The organism is Corallococcus exiguus (assembly GCF_009909105.1).
Lineage (GTDB): Bacteria > Myxococcota > Myxococcia > Myxococcales > Myxococcaceae > Corallococcus > Corallococcus exiguus.
Map to the genome: position 1 here is coordinate 781,971 of NZ_JAAAPK010000001.1, position 19,103 is coordinate 801,073.

A 19,103-nucleotide genomic window follows, 5' to 3' on the forward strand; every position below is an offset into this window, starting at 1 on the left:
CCGGACGCGCGGCGGTATGGTGCCGCGCCATGTCCGAGCTCACCCTGGTTGTTGGTTCCAAGAACTACTCCTCGTGGTCGCTGCGCCCCTACCTGGCCCTGGCCCACACCGGCCAGCCGTTCCGGGAGGTGCTGGTGCCGCTGGACACGCCGGAGACGGCGGCACTCATCGCGCTGCATTCGCCCAGCGGCCGGGTGCCGGTGCTCAAGCACGGCGACACGGTGGTGTGGGATTCACTGTCCATCTGCGAGTACCTGGCGGAGGCCTTCCCGGAAGCGAAGCTGTGGCCCGCGGACAGCGCGATGCGCGCGATGGCGCGCTCGGTGACGTCGGAGATGCACTCGGGCTTCCAGGCGCTGCGCACGAACCTCCCCATGGACCTCACCGCTCGCAAGACGGTGCCGGGGGTGGACGCGCCGGGCGTGCACGCGGACATCGCGCGCGTCCAGGCGCTGTGGGCGGGCTGCCGCGAGCGCTATGGCAAGGGCGGGCCCTTCCTCTTCGGCGCCTTCTCCATCGCGGACGCGTTCTTCGCGCCCGTCATCACCCGCTTCGTCACCTACGGCATCCCGTTCCGCCCGGAGACCGCCGCGTACCGCGACGCGGTGCTGGGCCTGCCCGCGATGCTCAAGTGGACGGAGGCCGCCCACGGCGAGCCGCCGCTCGCGCGCTACCGGTAGGAGCGCTACGGGGCTCGGAGCTCTTGAAGGCGCTTGTGCATCGTCCGCCGCAGGAAGTCCGTGCGGCGCGCGTCGAAGCCAATCTCCTCCAGGCGCTCCATCCAGGGCTCCGCGCTGATGCACAGCTTGTCGAGCATGGCGCTGACAGCCTTCGCGTTCACGCCGTAGCGCTCGCCAAAGGAGATGAAGTGCGCGCGCCGGAAGTTGTCGTCGCGCCCTTCGAACTTCAGGGCCATGCGGTGATCGCCGTAGGGCAGGGTGGTGAGCAGGTCATAGGCGGGTGACAAACGGAAACCGCCGCCGGGCCCCTCCGCCAGGATGCTCACGTTCTTGGCGTGCAGGTCTCCGTTCCCGATGAGGTAGCTGAACGCGAGGAGGTGGAGGAAGCGCGCAAGCTCGGGAACAGGCGCGGCGCAGGTCTCGCGAAGACCCTCGGCGATGGCCGCACAGGTGAGCCGGTACTTGTCGCTGGTGTAGCGATCCAGGAACTGACAGGCGTCCTCCTGGTGGATGCGGCGCAGGCGCTTCTCCGCCTTCTCCCAGCTGCGATCAAAGCGTTCGACAAGCAGCCCGTCGTTCCCATCGCGGTCATGGACGAGCCGCGTGGTGGCGACGCGCAAACCGCACTGCTTCGCCATGCCCATGAAGAAGTGCTCGTTGCGCACGAGTTCGGGCTTGTCCCTCGGGTTGAGCTTCAGGATGTAGTCACGCTGCCCCGACGAAGACACCGGGAAGGAGATGGTGGAGGCGGAGAGCTTCTCCTGGACGCCTGGAATCGTCGGCTCGGTGTTCTCCGTCCCCAGGCGCGGGAGGCTCTGGGCGAAGAGGTCCGTGAAGAGAACGGACTCGGGCTTCCACTTCGCTCCGCGAGGGACGGGTCGCGGGAATGTCTGTCCCTGGGGAACGACGGAGAGGTCCCCCACGGTATCGGCCCCCGCCGCCACCAGCAGGCTGAGCAGGTCGTCTTCCGACGTCTTGACGTTCTGGAGGAGGACCCGCAGCCGGAGTCCTTCAGGAAGGAGTCCCGCGAAGTAGGTGTGGAGGTTGGCGCCCAGGGTCTCGGTGCGACGTCTCGAATAGGGCAGGTGGACCGCGATGCCACCAGGCCTTGCCGCGTGTTGCTCGAAGAAGTCCGCCGCGTACTCGAAGTTGGAGCCGTGAGCGGTTCGGGTGATGGAGCCGACGTGGGTGGACTCGCGCCACACCTCCGCGACCTCGATGTCGGTCGGGCGGATCATGACGCCGGCTCGCTCACCCGAAGGCGGTGCTGGCCCGGCTCGAGCGTCAGCTGGAGTCCCAGGACATGGAGGACGTCCAGGAGCTTGTCCAGGCGCAGCGTGGCCTTCTTGCCGCTCTCCACGTCGTAGATGAAGACAGGTCCGCAACCCGCCAGGACGCTGACCTCTTGCTGGGTCAATCCAAGCTTCGTGCGTTGTGCCCTGACGGCCTCCGCGAGGGGACGGAGCCAGGAGGTTTCTGGTCGAGCCATGTGCCGTGGACTCCCAAAATCCATCCGTTCGAATGGATTTCAGCCCGGAATGTATCGGCATGACAGGCCGTCACGTCAATATCCATGCGAGCGGATGGACTCAGAATCCATCCGCTTCGGGGCTCACAGCCCCAGCGACTTCAGCTGCGCGTCGAACGCAGGGGCATCCGTGAAGACGTACCCGCGCAGTCCCAGCGCGCGGGCCGCGTCCACGAACTCCGGCAGGTCGTCGAAGAAGGCGGCCTCTTGCGGCGCGCAGCCCGCCTTCAGGAGCGCGAGCTGGTAGATGGCCGGCTCCGGCTTCACGTGCCCCACCTCGCAGCTCATCACCAGCGCGTCGAAGCGCTGGAGCACGGGCAGCAGGGGCTTCAGCCAGGCCACGTGCAGCGCGTTGGTGTTGGACACCAGCACCAGCTTCACCCGCCCGGCCAGCCCCTCCACGCGCGGCAGCACCGCGTCGTGCACCTTGAAGTGGCTGCTCCACAGGGGCGCGAACTCCTCCATGGGCAGGTCCACGCCCAGCGCGCCGCACACGTCCTTGCGGATGCCCTCCGCGTCCAGCAGGCCCCGGTTCGCCGCCGTCCAGCCCGCGCCGGTGAGCCGCCTCGCGGCCTCTTGCGGCTCCAACCCCGCCCGCGCCGCGAGCCTCGCGAAGAGCAGCGAGTTGTCGTGGAACACCAGCACGTTGCCCAGGTCCAGCAACACGGCCTTCACGGCGGACACGGTGACTCCTGTTTCAGATGCGGTAGGCGCGCGCGACGCCTTCCATCTGGCTGGCGACTTCCTGCAGCCGCTTCGCCGCGCCGGTGGTGGACTTCAGGCTGGTCTGCGTCTCCGTCATCATGGAGGACAAATCCGTCACAGCGCTGAAGATCTGCGCGATGCCCGCGTTCTGCTGGTTCACCGCTCCGGCGATCTGCCGCGCCGCCGCGGCGTTGTCCTGGACGATGGTGGCCAGCTCCTTCAGGTGCTCGCCGCTGGTGCGCACCTGCTCCAGCCCTTCCGCGACGCTGGAGTGGCTCTGCTCCGTCATCTTCGCCGTGGAGATGATGGCGTGGCCCAGGTCCCCCAGGATGTCGCGCACCTTCTCCGTGGCCTGGATGGACTGGTCCGCCAGGTTGCGGATTTCGCGCGCCACCACGCTGAAGCCCTTGCCGTGCTCGCCGGAGCGCACCGCCTCGATGGCCGCGTTGAGCGCGAGCATGTTGGACTGGTCCGCCAGGTCCTTCACCGTCTGGGTGATGCCGCCAATCTGCTGCGTGCGCTCGTTGAGCTGCACGATGCGCATGGCCATCTCACCGGACTGCTCGTGCAGCCCCTGGAAGCCACCCAGGCTGTCGCGGATGGCGACCTCGCCCGCGCGGCCCACCTCCTCCGCGCGCGACGCCACGCCCAGCACCGTCTCCGCCTTCTCCGCGGCCAGGAGCGACGTCTGCTTGATCTCCTGCGCCGTCACCTGCGTCTCCTGGAGCGCGGCGGCCTGACGGGCCACGTTGCGCTCCTGGACCTCGGAGGCGAGGTTCAGCTCCGCCACGGTCTCGCTGAGGACGTGCGTGCCCTCCTGGAGGCTGGTCGCCGTCTCGCGCAGGTTCTTCATCATCTGCGCGAAGGCCTGCGTCAGCTCGCCCACCTCGTCCCGCCCCGCCGTCACCTCCATCTCCTGCGTGAGGTCGCCCTCCTTCACCACGCGGCGGACCACCTCACCGAGCGCGCGCAGCGGCCGGGTGATGCCGCGCGCCAGCACCCACGAGCCCAGGCCCACCGACGCCACGAAGAGGGCCGCCAGCCCCAGCACCAGCCTGCGCATCCCGTTGAGGGGCGCGTAGGCCTCCGCGGGGTCCACCTGGGAGATGAACCTCCACCCGTCCCCCACGTCGCGCACCTCCGAGCCGTTCACCGCGACCACCGCCACGCGGCCCGAGTCGTCGTGCTCGCCCTTGCGCGTGTCGAACAGCGTCCGGCCGTCCGCGCCCTGGACCTCCAGCGAAAAGGTGGCGTGGCCGCGGTGCTGGGCGCGGTTGAGCGCGGGCTTCACCAGTTCTCCTACCTGTCCCCAGTCGAACGCGGCGAGCAGCACGCCCAGCCGCTGGCCGCGCTCGTCCATCACCGGCACCGCCAGCGGCAGCACGTGCACTCTGTAGATGGGGTCTTCTGCTTCCACGCCCTCGGCGGTGGTGGTGCCGGCCTGCGCCTTCTGGAACCACGGCGTCTGACGCACCGCTTCCGCGCTCCCGGCGTAGGACTTGCGCAGCTCGGACGTGCTGGCGGAGATCGCCGCGCCGTCGTCGCTGAAGAGCACGATGCCGTTGAGGGTGAGGTAGCGCCGCTGCAAGAGCGACAGCATCGCGTCGCTCGCGGTGGGGTCCTTCGTGCGCAGCGCCTGCCGCAGGACGGGGTCCTCCGCCCAGCTGTGAGCGCTCGCCTCGCGCTCCGCCAGGGTGGACTCCAGCAGGTCCTTGAACCCTTCCGCCTCCATGCGCAGGGAGGTGTGGATCTGCGCCTCCGTCTGCTGGCGCATCAGCTTGTCCTGCATGCCGGTCAGTGCCAGGAGCGGCACGCACGACACCAGGGTCATGTACAGCAGCAGCCGCCCACGCAGCGTCAGGGACGGCAGGATGAAAGAAGGCATGGCACGCCGGCGCTAAAGAAGAGGACCCGGATTCCTATACCAGAACCCGGGCCCCGAACCCCCTGTCCGGCTGGCCGCCTACAGCACCGGCACCCGGTCAGGCAGGTCCCTCGCGGGCAGGCTGGAGTAGTCCGCGTCCAGGTCCAGCCGCACCCGCTGCCTCACGCGCGTGCTGAGCAGCCCCCGGAGCATGCCCAGGAAGGCCGGAGGCGCCGCGATGACCAGCTGGTCGAACGCGTGCGAGTCCACCCCCTTGTCCAGGCGCCCGGACAGCTCCCGGGCGAAGCGCTCGTGCTCCAGCTCCCTGCGGCCGTTCGGGTCGTTCTCCGGCACCGGGCCGTGCAGCGTGCCCGCGTTGGGGTTGTCCGCCTGGTTGAACAGCTCGACGGGCTTGGTGCGGCTCTCGTCATGCTGGAACTGCTCGATGAGGTCCCACTTCTCCGCCTTCGCATCCGTGGCGAAGAGCCGGGCGCGACTCGCGTTGGCCACCAGGATCCAGAGCCTCTTGTCCGCCATCTTCACGCCTCCTTGTCTCTTGAGGGATGCGGACCCCCCCGCCCACCGGCAAGCTTCCCCCACCGAGCCGACTCCCCTCCGCGCGCTGGCCAGGCGACCCGCCCGCCGCCCCCTTCGCGCAGCGGGAACACGAACGGGAACACTCTGCGTGCCCCCCGGTGCCTGACGACCTCCGCCCACGTTGACCCGCCGCATCCAAGCGGCGACCATCGCGCGCTGGGGGATTTGGACGGGAGTGGGCTGTATGGAGAAGTATTTCAATGTCCGTGGACTCAAGGTGTGTGGCCACCGTACATGCCACCCGTCCATCCGGTACACGGCGGGTGAATCGTCACGTGCCGAAAGTTTTTCCGCTTCGCGCGCGATTGATGCCCTCCCGTGGGTTGCAGGGTCGCCCGGGCATGGAAACCTGATCCCCCCATGGGCACCGACGACCTCTTCGCACACACAGTCCTGTCCGAATCGGGTGACGCCGTGACCGACGGTGGCGGAGCGCCTGTCGTGATGTCGCCGGTCGGACAGGAAGCGCAGGAAGGCGCGGTGCTGGGCAACTACCAGCTGGAGAAGCTGCTGGGCGAAGGGTCCATGGGCCGCGTGTTTCAGGCGCGGCACGTGCGGCTGGGGCGCCAGGTGGCGCTCAAGGTGCTCAAGCCGGAGCACGCGCGGGACAGCTCGTTCGTGCAGCGCTTCTTCCAGGAGGCGCGCACCGTCAATCAGATCAACCACGAGCACATCGTGGAGGTCTTCGACTTCGTGGACGAGTCGCCCGACGGGCATGTCTACTGCGTGATGGAGCTCTTGCGCGGGCAGAGCCTGGCGGCGCTCTTGAAGGAAGAGGGGCTGACGCTGGAGCGCGTGCAGCGCATGGGCGTGCAGGTGTGCGCGGCGCTGGGCGCGGCCCATCAGGTGGGCGTGGTGCACCGGGACATCAAGCCGGACAACCTCTTCATCACGCAGCGCTCCGGGCAGCGGGACTTCGTGAAGGTGTTGGACTTCGGCGTGGCGAAGCTCATCACCACGCAGACGGGCGTGAGCCTCACCGGCACGCTGGACGGGACCATCATCGGCACGCCCGCGTACATGGCGCCGGAGCAGGCCGCGGGGCTGCCGGTGGACGGGCGCGCGGACATCTACGCGGTGGGCAACATCCTCTACGAGATGCTCTCCGGCCACCCGCCCTTCCAGGCGTCGGCCTTCGGGCAGCTGGTGGTGCAGATCATCACCCAGCCGCCGCCGCCGCTGCCGTCGCACCTGCCTTCGGGCGAGCGCGTGCCGCCGGAGCTGGCGCAGTTGGTGATGCGCTGCCTGGCGAAGGAGCCGGAGGGCCGGCCCCAGCAGCTGGCGGAGGTCACCACGGCGCTGCTCCTGATGCCCACCGCGCCGGCTCCGGAGCCGCGCACGGAGGCGCTGGTGGTGGAGGAGGCGGAGCGGCCCACCCTGCGCATGCGGGTGCCGGGCCTCCTGCGCTCCCGGCGGCTCCAGGTGTCCGTGGGGTTGGCGGCGCTCGCGCTGGTGTCCGGCATCACCACGTGGAAGGGGCTGCACTCGATGCGCGCCTCCCATGCCGGGCAGGATCCGGTGGCGGTGGCGTCCGTCACGGAGTTGGCCGCGGAGGGGACGCCGGTGGCGGGCGCGGCGGATCCAGTGACGCTCACGGTGCACTCGTCGCCGCCGGGCGCGAAGGTGGTGCGCGTGGACACCGGCGAGGAGCTGGGCGTCACGCCGCTGACGAAGGCGCTGAGCCGGAAGGCCGTGCCGCCGCAGCTGCGCGTGGAGCTCGCGGGCTACGTTCCGCTGGAGCGGGCGGTGGAGCTGAAGCAGGGTGCCGCCGCCGCGGAGCTGTCCGTACCGCTCGTGAAGGCGAGCGCGGGGCCGCGCCGTGCCCCCGCGCGTGCGCCGGGCCGCAAGGGAGGAAGCCGGGATGCGGTCATTGATCCGTTCGCGTCGCAGTGAGCCCAAGGCCCTGTGCCTGGCGCTCGCGCTCGCGCTCGGGACGCCGTTCCCAGTGGTGGCGGCGGAGGCGACGGCGACCACCGCGGACGACCCGGCGCGGGAGAAGTTCTCCGAGGGCAACCTGGCGTACGACCTGGGCGAGTTCGACCGGGCGCTCAAGGCCTTCAGCGAGGCGTACCGCCTCAAGCCGCTGCCCGCGTTCCTCTTCAACATCGCGCAGTGCCACCGGCAGCTGAACAACCCGTCGCGCGCGTCCTTCTTCTACCGGCGCTACCTGTCGCTGTCGCAGGAGGAGCCGGCCAACGCGGACGTGGTGCGCGAGCTCGTCGCGGAGATGGACGCGAAGGCGCGCGTCCAGGAGGAGCAGCGCCGGGAGCGCGAGCGCTTCGCCAGGGACCGCGAGCTCCAGAAGGCGCGGGAGCAGGCGGCGCTGGCGGAGGCGCGCGCCAACGAGGCGAGGCTCGCCGCGAATCCGTCCGCCGCGCCGGAGAAGAACGGGGCCTCGGAAGCCCTGGCCATGCAGGTGCCGGACGCGTCCGTGAAGACGGAGGCGGGCGCCTCCAAGCCGTGGACGCGCCGCTGGTACGTCTGGGCGGGCGCGGGCGCGGTGGCGCTGCTCGCGGGCGGCGCGGTGTGGCTCGCCACGGCGCCGAATCCCCGGGACACGACGCTCGGCACCGTGGGGCGTTAGGCGGCTTCCCAAAGCCGCCCGGACGTTCACGACACGCTTCCGCGGCGCGGGCGAGGCAGCCCGCGCGGGCCTCAGCGCGGCGAGGCGGCCCGCACTGGCATCAGCGCGGCGAGGCCGCCCGCACTGGCATCAGCGCTGGGGCGACGGTGGTGTGGCGGCCTGCGCCAGCACCTGCGCGGCGATGCGGCCGATGCGCGCGTGGAACGACGGGGCGTCGTGGAAGGTGAGGCGCACGTCGCCCACCTTCAGCTCGTCGCCCGTGCTCAGGAGGCGCGGTTGTTCCGCCTCCAGCGCCTCGCCGTTCACCGTCACCGGCCGGGACTGCGCCAGCCGCTCCACCTTCCAGCCGCCGTCCGGCGCGGGGTGCAGGGCGAACTGCTCGCGCGACACCGTGGCGTCATTCACCACGAAGGTGTTGTGCGACGCGCGCCCCAGCTTCAGGGGGCCGCGGTCCGCCACCCCCATCAGCTCGAAGCACAGCGCGTCGCCCGCGGGCAGGCAGTCGCGCAGGTCCATCATGGGCAGCCGCGTGGCCGCCACGTTCTGCTCCTCGGGGACGTTCCACGCGCCCGCCTCCCACACCAGCCACGCGTGCGGGTACTTGGCGTTGAACTTCTCTTTGAGTGCCATGTGCTGCCGGATGAGCAGCGAGAGCAACAGGGCTCGCATGGCCCATTCATAACCCCATCCGCCGCTTTCGCGTCGCCCTGACGGCCGCCCAGGTGTCCACGAGTGGGCGAATGGGCCCACCCGAAAGGCTACAACCGGGCAACGACGGCCTTGGCCATCCGCTCCGCCGCGCCCGCGTCCATGGGCAGGAAGAGGCACGGCTCCGTCACCTCCACCTCCTGCAGCCGGGTGCGCCCTTCGTTGTCCGTGGCCACGTCCACGCGCGCGTACAGCAGCCGAGCGCCCCCGGACGCCTCCATCACCTCGTGCGCCAGCTGCTGCTCCGCCGCGTTGTCCGGCGTGAAGCCGTGCGGTTCCGCGAAGCCCCGGGGCGCGGTGGTCAGCGTGGGCGGGCGGCGCACCGCGTGGCTGAAGACGCCGTTGAAGAAGATGTACGAGCGCTCGCCCTCCGTCTCGAAGGCGCGCAGGTAGGGCTGCACCATCACGTCGCCCTCCTTCGCCAGCTCCGCCACCTTCGCGCTCGCGTCGTCCCACTGCTCGCGCCGGACGATGAAGACCTTGAGCCCGCCCGCCGCCACCGCGGGCTTGAGCACCACCGCGTCCCAGCCGCGCTCGCGCGCCGTCGCCGCCACATCCAGCGTCCCGCCGGGCGGCACCCAGACGGTGGGCGTCAGCGGCAGGCCGCGCGCCTCCAGCGTCTTCAGATAGCCCTTGTGCGTGTTCCACCGGAGCACGTCCGCGGGGTTGAACAGGCGCGTGACGCTGCCCACGCGGTCCGCCCAGGCGAGGAACTCCTCGCGGCGCAGGTGGCTGTCCCAGGCGTTGCGCACCACCGCCGCGCGGACGCGGCTCCAGTCCACGGAGGGGTCGTCCCAGATGACCGGCCGCGCGTCCAGGCCCAGCGCCCGCAGCGCGGGCACCAGCGGCGCGTCCAGCGGGTTCATCCGAGGCAGTCCGGCGTAGGTGATGACGGCGATGTCCAAGGCGGCGGGCTCCAGGCGACGGGAAACGCGCCGCGTTCTAACGCGCTCCCGTGCCCCGTGCAGCCACGCCCCGCGTCACGCCAGGCGCGCGAGGGACGGCCCCACGGCCGCCGTCTCCACGGTCTCCTGCGTCAGCTGCTCCGTCAGCGCCTTCGCCTCGCGCGCCACCCGCCCCAGCTCTCCCTGGCCGTGAGGGAAGGGGGCCGCGGGGCCGTCCAGCGCCAGCAGCTGCTGCCGCAGCGCCGCGCCGTTGGGCGTGCGCTTCTCCGGGTCCTTCTGGAGCAGCTGCATGACGATGAGGTCCAACGCCAGCGGCACCGCGGGGTTGAGCTGCGAGGGCGGGACGACCTCCTGGTCCACCGCCGCGCGCAGCAGCACCTCCTCCGAGTGGCCGCTCAGCGCGCGCCGGCCGGTGAGGGCTTCATGCAGCGTGAGCCCCAGGGCGAAGAGGTCCGCTCTCCCGTCGATGTCCTTGCCCATGGCCTGCTCCGGCGCCATGTAGCCCAGCTTGCCGCGCACGCTGCCGGCCACCGTGAGGTTCGCGCGCATCGCGTCCCGCGCGATGCCGAAGTCCGACAGCTTCACCTCGCCAATGCGAGACACCAGGATGTTGGGCGGGTTCAGGTCGCGGTGGACCAGCCGCAGGGGCACGCCGTCCGCGCTGGTGCGCCGGTGCAGGTAGTCCAGAGCGCCCGCCAGCTCCGCGGCCAGGAACGTCGCGGCGGACACGGGCAGCGGCCGGCGGTTCTGCGGCTTGAGCAGCGCGCTCAGGGGCAGCCCGTCCACGTACTCCATGGCCAGGAAGTAGGTGCCGCCGTGGCGGCCCAGGTCGAACACCTGGACGATGTTGGGGTGGTAGAGCGACGAGCACAGCTCCGCCTCGCGCCGGAACATGGTCACGAACGCCGCGTCGTCCGCGTACGACGGCAGGATGCGCTTGAGGGCCACCTGCTTCTCGAAGCCGCCCTCCGGCGAGTACGTGGCCCGGTACACCTCCGCCATGCCGCCCGCGCCCACGCGCTCATGCAGCACGTACTTGCCCATGACCTCCTGTTCGCGCAGCGCAGCGAGCGCGCTCCGCGTGCGCTCCAGGAAGTGCCGCGCCAGCGTCGCCGTCAGCGCGCCGGTGGCCACGAAGAAGAACGCGCGCACGCAGATGAACAGCGGTCCCAGTGTGACGAGCGGCTCCTCCGGCAATAGCGGCCGCACGAAGCCGAAGTAGAGCCCCAGGTACTCCGCCGCCACCAGCGCGCCCGCGGCCAGCCCCAGGCGCGGGTTGCTGCGCAGGCCCGCCAGCGTCACCAGCGTGCCCCAGATGACCAGCGTGGGCGCGGTGAGCGCATAGACGGGGCCCTTGAAGTGCAGGTCGAACGCCAGCACCACCGCCGGGATGCTCACTTCAATGAAGACGTTCAGCCACGGGATGGCCGGGTGGAACGCGCCGGAGCGCAACACCCACCACATGCAGCCGTAATAGCCCGACAGCACCGCGGACAGCCCCATCAGCGCGAGCGTCAGGTCCCAGCCCATCGCGGGCCCCAGCGCCGCGGCCACCACCACGCAGATGGCGGACAGGATGCTCATGAAGCGCGCCACGGACAGCTCCCGGGCCTGCGCGTCCCGCCGCAGATGCGAGTCCAGGAAGCGCGACACGGTGCTGGATGGATTCCGGGTAATCATGTCCCCCCACTCTAGAACGTGGCAGGACGCGTCATCCGCCTGCTCCCCCACACGTTGGGTGTGCTCCTAACATACCTTCCGCCACACGGAAGGCCCTTGGAGCCCCACGAAGTGGACTTCAGGGGTCAGGTATCGCTGAAATGTTGCACCCCCGTCCCAGGCGGCATGCGAGGCACGGGGGCTTTCCTCGTCGCACCCGTTCTTTCTTCACGGCACTGCCTTCGGGCAGGAGGCTTCATGCGCAGCTCCCCCCGTTTATTGCTGGCCGCTCTGGGCGCGGTCCTTCTGTTGGGCAGTGCCTGCAGTTCAGATCCAGAGGTCAATGCGGTCTGTGGTGACGGAAAGAGGGAAGGCGCCGAGCAGTGCGATGACGGCAACACCCAGGGGGGAGACGGGTGCGAAGCGAACTGCACCCTCCCGGGTACGAAGTGTGGTGACGGCGTCAAGGCACCCACGGAGGCGTGCGACGACGGCAACACCACGGGTGGAGACGGGTGTGAGGCGGACTGTACCGTCACGACCACCCAGACGGTTCAGTGTTGGGCCACGCCTCCCGCGCCGCTGGCGAACGGCGCCACCTGTGAGGTGACGAAGGCGGGCACGGCGGGCCAGCTCTTCACGGGCATCGTGCTCAAGGATGGCCAGACGCTGGTGGGCGGCCAGGTGCTGGTGGACGCCCAGGGCGTCATCACCTGCTCCGAGTGCGACTGCTCGAAGGCGGCCGGCGCCGCGGAGGCCACGGTGGTGACGTGCCCCACGGGCGTCATCTCCCCGGGGCTCATCAACCCGCATGACCACATCACCTACCCGGGCTCGCCCCTGGCCAGCACCAGCGTGGAGCGCTACGAGCACCGCCACGACTGGCGCACGGGCAAGAACAATCACACCTCGCTGGACAACAAGGCCAACCCGAAGGCGGACGCGATCCGCTGGTCGGAGCTGCGCCAGGTGATGGCGGGCACCACCGCCATCGCGGGCGCGGGCGGGCAGGCGGGGTTCCTGCGCAACCTGGACGTGTCCACCACCGCTCAGCAGGAGGGCCTGGGGATGTCGTACGCGGACTCGGACACCTTCCCGCTGGGTGACAGCTCCGGCAGCACCCTGACGGACGGCTGCTCCTACTCCTCGTTCCCGTCCTCGGCGACCATCACCGGGCGCACGTCCGCGTACCTGCCGCACATCGCGGAGGGCATCGCGGCCACGGCGCAGAACGAGTTCCGCTGCTTGTCCACGGGCGGCGGCAACGTCCTGTTCCCGCGCTCGGCCATCATCCACGGCGTGGGCCTGACCGCCCGGGAGATTTCGGAGATGGCGGCGCACGGCACGGGCCTCATCTGGTCGCCGCGCTCCAACATCTCGCTGTACGGCGACACGGCGATGGTGACGGCCTTCAAGCGGATGGGCGTGTCCATCTCCCTGGGCACGGATTGGATCCGCTCCGGCTCCATGAACATCCTGCGCGAGCTGGCGTGCGCGGACCACCTCAACACCACGCGCTACGCCAAGACCTTCACGGACGAGGACCTGTGGCGCATGGTGACGGCCAACGCCGCGGACGCGGTGGAGGTCTACACGCGCGTGGGCCGCATCGCCCCGGGCAAGATGGCGGACCTGGCCATCTTCCGCGTGGGCGCGAACGCGGCCTCGCCGTTCCGCGCGGTCATCACCGCGCAGCCGCAGGACGTGGTGCTGACGGTGCGCGGCGGCAAGCCGCTCTTCGGCGACCAGGCGCTGGTGGACGGCCTCAAGGGCACGGACGCCTGCGACGCGCTGGACGTGTGCGGCACCCAGAAGGCGGCGTGCGTGAAGTCGGAGATTGGCAAGACGCTGACGGAGTTCCAGGGCTCCCCGGACACCCAGGGCCTCTACCCGCTGTTCGCGTGCGGCACCCCGCAGAACGAGCCCACCTGCGAGCCTTCTCGCAGCGCGGTGAACACCTCCTTCCCGGTGGCCGCCGTCAACGGCTCCACCGTCTACACCGGCGCGGCGAGCGCGGCGGACGCGGACGCGGACGGCGTCGAGGACGCGAGCGACAACTGCCCCACCATCTTCAATCCCGTGCGCCCCATGGACAACGGGCGGCAGCTGGACACGGATGGCGACGGCGTGGGTGACGCGTGCGACCCGTGCCCCCTGGAGGCCGGCACCACCGCGTGCCAGGCCTTCCGCGGCGAGGACGACGACCACGACGGCGTCGCCACCTGGAAGGACAACTGCCCCTTCGTGGCCAACGCGGACCAGAAGGACACGGACGGCGACGGCAAGGGCGACCTGTGCGACGGCTGCCCGAATGACGCGGCCGCGTGCTCGGTCACCGACCCGTCCGACTTCGACTACGACGGCGTCGCCGCCCCTGGTGACAACTGCCCGCTCGTGGCCAACCCGGACCAGAAGGACACGGACGGCGACGGCCTGGGTGATGCGTGCGACTCGTGCACGGGGACCATCCTCGCCGGCGGCGTGTGCGCCACCAGCGTCTACGACGTGAAGCTGACGCCCCGCTTCGGCAACCAGTCGCTGGTGAACGGGAAGATAGCGGTGGACGACGTGGTGGTGACCGCGGTGGATGTGAAGGCGACCAACGGCTACTGGGTGCAGGTGGCGAACTACCCGGCGGGCAAGGGCGCGGAGAACTCCGGCCTCTTCATCTACAGCCCCAAGGCCGACGTCGCGGTGGGTGACAACATCCGCGTGGAGGGCACGCTGAAGGAGTACTTCGGCCTGCTGGAGGTGACTGACGGCAAGGTGACGAAGCACAGCGCGGCCAACCCGCTGCCGGCCCCGATGGTGGTGCGCACGGAGGACATCCGCACCAACGGCCCGAAGGCGAAGGAGCTGGAGGGCACGCTGGTGGAGGTCCGCAACGTCTTCACCACCCGCCTGGAGAACACCAACCGCGAGTTCATCGTGAACGAGAACAAGTCCGGCGACCCGGCGTCCTCGGGCCTGATGGTGGACGACCAGTCCTTCACCTACCCCGTGCAGGTGCTGGGCACGGAGTACACCACGCTGCGCGGCGTGCTGAACTTCACCTTCGGCGACCACAAGGTGCTGCCCCGGAGCGCGGCCGACATGGTCATCCCGCTGCCGCCCCTGCCGGCGCTGACGGGCTTCACGTCCGGCGGCTTCGCGCGCGTGGGCGGCACCCGGGCCATTCCGCAGCCCCTCACCGTGACGATGGCGAACGCCTACCCGGTGGACGTCACCGTGACCGTTTCCTCCAGCGACGCGGCGGCCCTGTCCGCGGCGGGCGGGCAGGTGGTCATCCCCGCGGGCCAGACGAGCGCCACGGTGGCGCTCGAGGCGAAGGCGGCGGCGGCCTCGGTGACCCTCACCGCGACGCTGGGCACGTCCTCCCAGACGGCCGCGCTGCGCGTGCTGGGTGAGTCCGAGGCGGCCAGCGCCACGGGCCTCACCCCGGCGACGGCGGGCGTGGCGCCGGGCGGCACGGCGCGCTTCACCGTGACGTTCGACCGGCCGGTGCCGGCGGGCACCACGCTGGACGTGACCGTGGCCCCCGTGGGCTTCGGCACCGTCACGGCCCAGGCGGTGACGACGGACGCGCTGACGGCCACCTTCGACGTGACCGTGGACGACGCCAGCACCGGCTCCGGCACGGTGACGCTGGGCACGCTGAGCGCCACGGTGAACGTCATCACGGACATGCCGCGGCTCTCTTCGCTCACCCCGTCCACCGCCACGGTGAACGCGGGCGCGACCCAGGTGTTCACGGTGACGCTGGAGTCCGCTCCGACGGAGCCCGTGCAGGTGCTGCTGGCGCTGACCTCGCCGGCCACGCCCTTCGGCGCGCTGTCCGCCACGTCGGTGACGTTCGCCGCGGGCGAGACGACGGCGACGGTGACGTTCACCGCCGCCGCGGAGGGTGATGGGACGGGCGCGGTGTCCGCCTCGCTCAACGGCATCACGCGCTCGGCGCAGCTGACCGTGCTGCCTCCGCCCGCGAAGCTCGCCAGCGTCACGCCGGCCACGGTGACGGTGACGGTGGGCACGACGCAGACGTTCACCGTCACGCTGGACCGCAAGGCCCCCACGGGCGGCGCGGCCGTGGATGTGGCGTTCAGGCCCGCGGAGCTGGGCTCGCTGGCGGCCACGACGGTGACGGTGCCGGAAGGTCAGACGACCGCCACGGTCGTCTTCACCGCCACCGAGGCCACGGGCGAAGGCCAGCTCACCGCGTCCTACCAGGGCGTGACGAAGGAGGCGGCCGTGACGGTGGCCGCGCCCCAGGGCCACGTGGTCATCAGTGAGCTGGCCCCCGGGGGCCCGGGTGGCTCGGACGACGAGTTCGTCGAGCTCTACAACCCGACCAATGCGGAAGTGGATATCGGCGGCTGGAGGCTGCAGTACATGAAGGCAACCACCGGCACGGCCTATTCGGGCAACTTCGAGATTCCCGCTGGCTCGAAGATCGCGGCGCATGGCTTCTTCCTTGTGACGAACGCCAAGTACGTCGGCTCCGTGACGGGTAACGCGAGCTGGGGCTCGTCCTTCTCCATGGCGGCCGCGGGCGGGCACATCCGCATCGGGCCCTCGACGCTCGGCACGGGCGCTTCGGAGACGGCGGTGGACAAGGTCGGCTACGGGACCGCGGACCAGGCGGAAGGCAAGAGCTCCGTCCCCGGGACCATCGCCAACGGCGGCAGCGTGGAGCGCAAGGCCCGGGCGTCGTCCACCGCCGCGACCATGGGCGCGGGCGGCGAGGACGAACTCGCTGGCAACGGCCAGGACACGGACAACAACGCGGCGGACTTCGTGCAGCGCACGGCGCGTCAGCCGCAGAACGCGTCGAGCCCCACCGAGATGCCGTAGTCCCGGCATCCCGCCCCGCTCCCCTCACCGGGGGAGCGGGGGCTGAAGCCTCCCTGAAATGAAAAACGCCCGGTCCCCTCACATGGGGGACCGGGCGTCTGTTCTTCCGGGCCGCCCGGCCCGGTGGGGTCAGCGCATCAGCCCATGGGGCCGCGCACGTGGAGGCCGCCGGAGAGGATCTGATCCAACGACGCCATCAGCGGGTCGTAGTTCACGGCGGCGCGGAACAGGTTGTGGTGCAGCAGGATGCCCAGGTAGCCGCCCATCATCGTGTGGGCCATGTGCAGCGGGTCCACCTCCTGGCGGAACTCATTGCGCTTCTGGCCGAAGCGGATCATCCCCGCCAGCACCGCCACGTAGAGGGAAATCTTGTCACGCAGTGCCTCCGCCACGCGGTCGTTGGACTCCGCGGACTCGGCGGACAGCATCCCGAAGAAGATGCCGTATTCGCGGTGGTAGCGCAGGAACTGCGACGTGCGGGACACCACGAACACCAGCTGCTCCCGGCCGGACAGGATGCGGCGCTCGGCGAGCAGCGGCGCGAACTCCATCAGGTAGCGCTGATGCAATTCATCGATGGCCGCCAGGAGCAGGTCTTCCTTTGTAGGGAAATGCCAGTAAAGCGCGCCCGGCGTCATCCGGATGGCTTTCGCCAGGTCCGACATCGTCGTCGACAGGTAGCCCCGCCGAGCGAACAAATTGATGGCGGCCTCCAGGATTTCGACCCGCGTTCGCGCGGCCCGCTCCTGTTTGATTTCGCGCTTCGCTGGTTCCTTGCTCATTTCCGGGTAAATCTACACCTCACGCCAGGAGCGTCACCTTAACGATTTCAGACGGCGCGGCGACGCGAAGGGGTGGGCCCCAGAAACCGGTGCCCCGGCTGACATAGAGGTGGTTGTCGCCTTCCTGGAAGAGGCCGGCGTCGTGCTTCCAGATGGCGGAGACGGCGACGGTGAACGGGAAGAACTGGCCGCCGTGGGTATGTCCGGACAGTTGCAAGCCCATGCCTGCCTTCGCGGCCACATCCCAATTGGATGGTTGGTGCGCGAGCAGCACGGCGGCGTGGTCCGGATTCCGGCCCTGGAGGGCGGCGTCCAGGTTGTAACCCTTGGGGCCGTTACGCATGGACCAGTCGTCCACGCCCACCAGGTCCAACGCGCCGCCCGCGTCTCCAATCGTCACGTGACGATTTCGCAACACGGTGACGCCCAGGCCGGTGAGCGCGTCCGCCCAGGTGCTGGCGTTCCAGTAGTACTCGTGGTTGCCGGTGATGAAGTGCGTGCCCGCGCGCGCCTGGAGGTTCTGGAGCGCGGCGACGGAGTGGCGCAGGTCCGCCACCGTGCCGTCCACCAGGTCGCCGGTGATGGCGACCAGGTCCGGCTTGAGCGCGTTGGCCCGCCGCACCAGCTCGTCCATGAATCGCCGCTGGATGACGGGGCCCACGTGGATGTCGCTCATGTGGACGATGGTGAAGCCATCCAGCGCCTTGGGCAGGCCGGGCAGCCGCACCGCGACCTCGTTGACCACCGGCGGATGGAAGGCGCTCCACATGCCGTAGCCGGTGAGGCCGCCCGCCGCGAGCACCGCGCCGCCCGCGGTGGCCCGCGAGAGGAACAACCGGCGCGCTTCGTCCACGGGGGGCACGGCGGGAGGCGGGGGCGGCACGGTGACGGCCAGGTCCGACAGGGACGGCGGCGTGGCGGGGTCCGGCGCGGGCGTGGCGAGCGGCGCGGCGACGCCCCGGTGGCCACGCGTGCGCGCCACGAGCCAGCGCACCGCGCCCAGCAGCGCCAGGGAGAGCAGCAGGTAGACGGCGACGCCCATCCACGTCCACGCGAACACGGCGACGATGAACGCGGAGGGGATGATGCGCGTCACCACCCAGGACAGCAGCAGCGGCACGCACAGCGCCGTCAGCAGCACCTTGCCGGCGGTACGCCAGGCGCGGTTCGTGGACGTGTCGCGGAAGAGGCGCCGGTACAGGTAGACGTGGACGTAGACCGACGCGACGCTGACGAGGAGGACGAACAGGATGATGCGCAACGGGCTTTCCACCATGGGAGGCCCATCTTCACGTTCACGCGCCACGGCGCAACCGGCATGCGCGTGAAGAAGCGTGAAGCGGCGAGGGAACTCCGAGCCTGGAGCCTGGAGCCTGGGAGCCCGGCTGCTGGCTACTTGCTGCTGGTGCCCAGCGCGGCGCCGATCTGCTGCCACTCCTGGGCGTAGGTGCCACGGGAGAAGGCGCGCAGGTCGTCGCCGGTCACCGTGCCGCGGGAGAGCGCCGTGTCGAGCGCCTTCACGATGGCGTTCTTGTGCGGCTGCTCCACGTACGGGTTGTCCTCGCGGAAGACCTCGCCGAAGAGCGACTCCAGGCGGCCGTCCTGCTTCAGCCGCTCCACGATGCGGTTCTGCGACACGGGCGCGTCCGCGTGCGCGTGCAGCATGGCGGAGGCGATGCCGCTCTGCGCGTCCGCGTCCGGGAACTCCTCCAGGAGCCCCAGCTCCATGTCCGCCTGGGCGATGGACTCCGCGTCCGCCGGAGAGGGCGGGGCCTTCACGGCCTGGGTCTGCGGAGGCGTGGGGCGCCCGGCGGTGGGGCGCGCGGGCTCGAAGTCGCTGCGGCCCTGGAAGGAGCGCACGTTGGGGTTGGCGGGCGTCCGGCCCTGGGCTCCCGGCTTGCTGTCGCGCGTGACGTCGCTCCGCTCGGACCGCTCGAACTCCGAGCGCTTCGGGGGAATGGACGGGCGATTGCCACCATCGACGCGAGACATGAGGGGACTCCAGGCGCGGGGGAAGGCCCGTCGCGGTACTCGCTCCGGGTTGCGCACCTACATCTGTTATCGGGCCGTCCTTCCCCAGGGTTGCGTAGCCCCCCAGTCCACAGGCCCTGTCCGGCCGCCCGCATGCCGCGTCAGAGCCCCCTCTCAATCCTGGATCATCCGGCCTTGGCCGCCTTCCTTCCCGGCCAACCCCTTGATTCCAGGGGGCTTTCATCCCGGACGGAAATCCGGCGCTTCGC

The 19,103-nt window shown here is 70.4% G+C and carries 15 protein-coding genes; 4 read left to right on the forward strand and 11 right to left on the reverse strand.

Annotated elements, in window-relative coordinates:
- Positions 1–29: 29 nt before the first annotated feature.
- Complete coding sequence (locus GTZ93_RS03265; RefSeq protein WP_120578148.1) at positions 30–680, forward strand: glutathione S-transferase family protein; 651 nt, start codon at positions 30–32, stop codon at positions 678–680.
- 5 nt (positions 681–685) lie between these two features.
- Here GTZ93_RS03265 and GTZ93_RS03270 read toward each other — a convergent pair whose 3' ends face one another.
- The 5 genes from GTZ93_RS03270 to GTZ93_RS03290 all read right to left on the reverse strand — a co-directional run bounded on the left by GTZ93_RS03270 (position 686) and on the right by GTZ93_RS03290 (position 5,314).
- Complete coding sequence (locus GTZ93_RS03270; protein WP_139919084.1) at positions 686–1,918, reverse strand: type II toxin-antitoxin system HipA family toxin; 1,233 nt, start codon at positions 1,916–1,918, stop codon at positions 686–688.
- Entirely contained in the window at positions 1,915–2,193 is a 279-nt protein-coding gene (locus GTZ93_RS03275; RefSeq protein WP_315967309.1) for a helix-turn-helix domain-containing protein, read from the reverse strand. The genes GTZ93_RS03270 and GTZ93_RS03275 overlap by 4 nt, the downstream gene beginning before the upstream one ends.
- Positions 2,194–2,292: 99 nt before the next feature.
- The gene (locus GTZ93_RS03280; protein WP_139919083.1) at positions 2,293–2,892 is read right to left on the reverse strand and encodes an HAD family hydrolase; all 600 of its coding nucleotides are present in this window, start codon (positions 2,890–2,892) and stop codon (positions 2,293–2,295) included.
- Positions 2,893–2,905: 13 nt separating this feature from the next.
- Positions 2,906–4,798: a methyl-accepting chemotaxis protein gene (locus tag GTZ93_RS03285; RefSeq protein WP_139919082.1), complete on the reverse strand. Its 1,893-nt coding sequence runs from the start codon at positions 4,796–4,798 to the stop codon at positions 2,906–2,908.
- A gap of 78 nt (positions 4,799–4,876) precedes the next feature.
- Complete coding sequence (locus GTZ93_RS03290) at positions 4,877–5,314, reverse strand: host attachment protein (protein WP_121758303.1); 438 nt, start codon at positions 5,312–5,314, stop codon at positions 4,877–4,879.
- Between the two features lie 420 nt (positions 5,315–5,734).
- Here GTZ93_RS03290 and GTZ93_RS03295 point away from each other — a divergent pair, with 420 nt between their 5' ends.
- Both GTZ93_RS03295 and GTZ93_RS03300 read left to right on the forward strand, forming a co-directional pair.
- Complete coding sequence (locus GTZ93_RS03295; RefSeq protein WP_139921573.1) at positions 5,735–7,267, forward strand: serine/threonine-protein kinase; 1,533 nt, start codon at positions 5,735–5,737, stop codon at positions 7,265–7,267.
- Positions 7,236–7,958: a tetratricopeptide repeat protein gene (locus GTZ93_RS03300; RefSeq protein ID WP_139921575.1), complete on the forward strand. Its 723-nt coding sequence runs from the start codon at positions 7,236–7,238 to the stop codon at positions 7,956–7,958. Before GTZ93_RS03295 ends, GTZ93_RS03300 begins: the two co-directional genes overlap by 32 nt.
- Positions 7,959–8,087: 129 nt before the next feature.
- On the opposite strand, the gene GTZ93_RS03305 is transcribed toward GTZ93_RS03300, so the two are convergent.
- The 3 genes from GTZ93_RS03305 to GTZ93_RS03315 form a co-directional block, all read right to left on the reverse strand.
- Positions 8,088–8,627 (reverse strand): FHA domain-containing protein, encoded by a 540-nt coding sequence (locus GTZ93_RS03305; RefSeq protein ID WP_139921577.1) that lies wholly within the window; start codon positions 8,625–8,627, stop codon positions 8,088–8,090.
- 89 nt (positions 8,628–8,716) lie between these two features.
- Entirely contained in the window at positions 8,717–9,571 is an 855-nt protein-coding gene (locus GTZ93_RS03310; RefSeq protein WP_121780150.1) for an ATP-grasp domain-containing protein, read from the reverse strand.
- Between the two features lie 75 nt (positions 9,572–9,646).
- Positions 9,647–11,251, reverse strand: a complete 1,605-nt coding sequence (locus tag GTZ93_RS03315) for a serine/threonine-protein kinase (protein WP_139921579.1) — start codon at positions 11,249–11,251, stop codon at positions 9,647–9,649.
- A gap of 237 nt (positions 11,252–11,488) precedes the next feature.
- Between GTZ93_RS03315 and GTZ93_RS03320 the strand changes: the two genes are divergently transcribed.
- A complete protein-coding gene (locus GTZ93_RS03320; RefSeq protein ID WP_139921580.1) occupies positions 11,489–16,081 on the forward strand; it encodes a lamin tail domain-containing protein in 4,593 nt (1,530 codons plus the stop codon).
- Positions 16,082–16,218: 137 nt separating this feature from the next.
- On the opposite strand, the gene GTZ93_RS03325 is transcribed toward GTZ93_RS03320, so the two are convergent.
- The 3 genes from GTZ93_RS03325 to GTZ93_RS03335 all read right to left on the reverse strand — a co-directional run bounded on the left by GTZ93_RS03325 (position 16,219) and on the right by GTZ93_RS03335 (position 18,855).
- The gene (locus tag GTZ93_RS03325; RefSeq protein ID WP_120579821.1) at positions 16,219–16,863 is read right to left on the reverse strand and encodes a TetR/AcrR family transcriptional regulator; all 645 of its coding nucleotides are present in this window, start codon (positions 16,861–16,863) and stop codon (positions 16,219–16,221) included.
- 19 nt (positions 16,864–16,882) lie between these two features.
- Positions 16,883–18,139, reverse strand: coding sequence for a metallophosphoesterase (locus tag GTZ93_RS03330; protein ID WP_161662641.1), 1,257 nt, complete (start codon positions 18,137–18,139; stop codon positions 16,883–16,885).
- A gap of 116 nt (positions 18,140–18,255) precedes the next feature.
- Positions 18,256–18,855, reverse strand: a complete 600-nt coding sequence (locus GTZ93_RS03335) for a hypothetical protein (protein WP_139923580.1) — start codon at positions 18,853–18,855, stop codon at positions 18,256–18,258.
- Between the last annotated feature and the right edge of the window lie 248 nt (positions 18,856–19,103).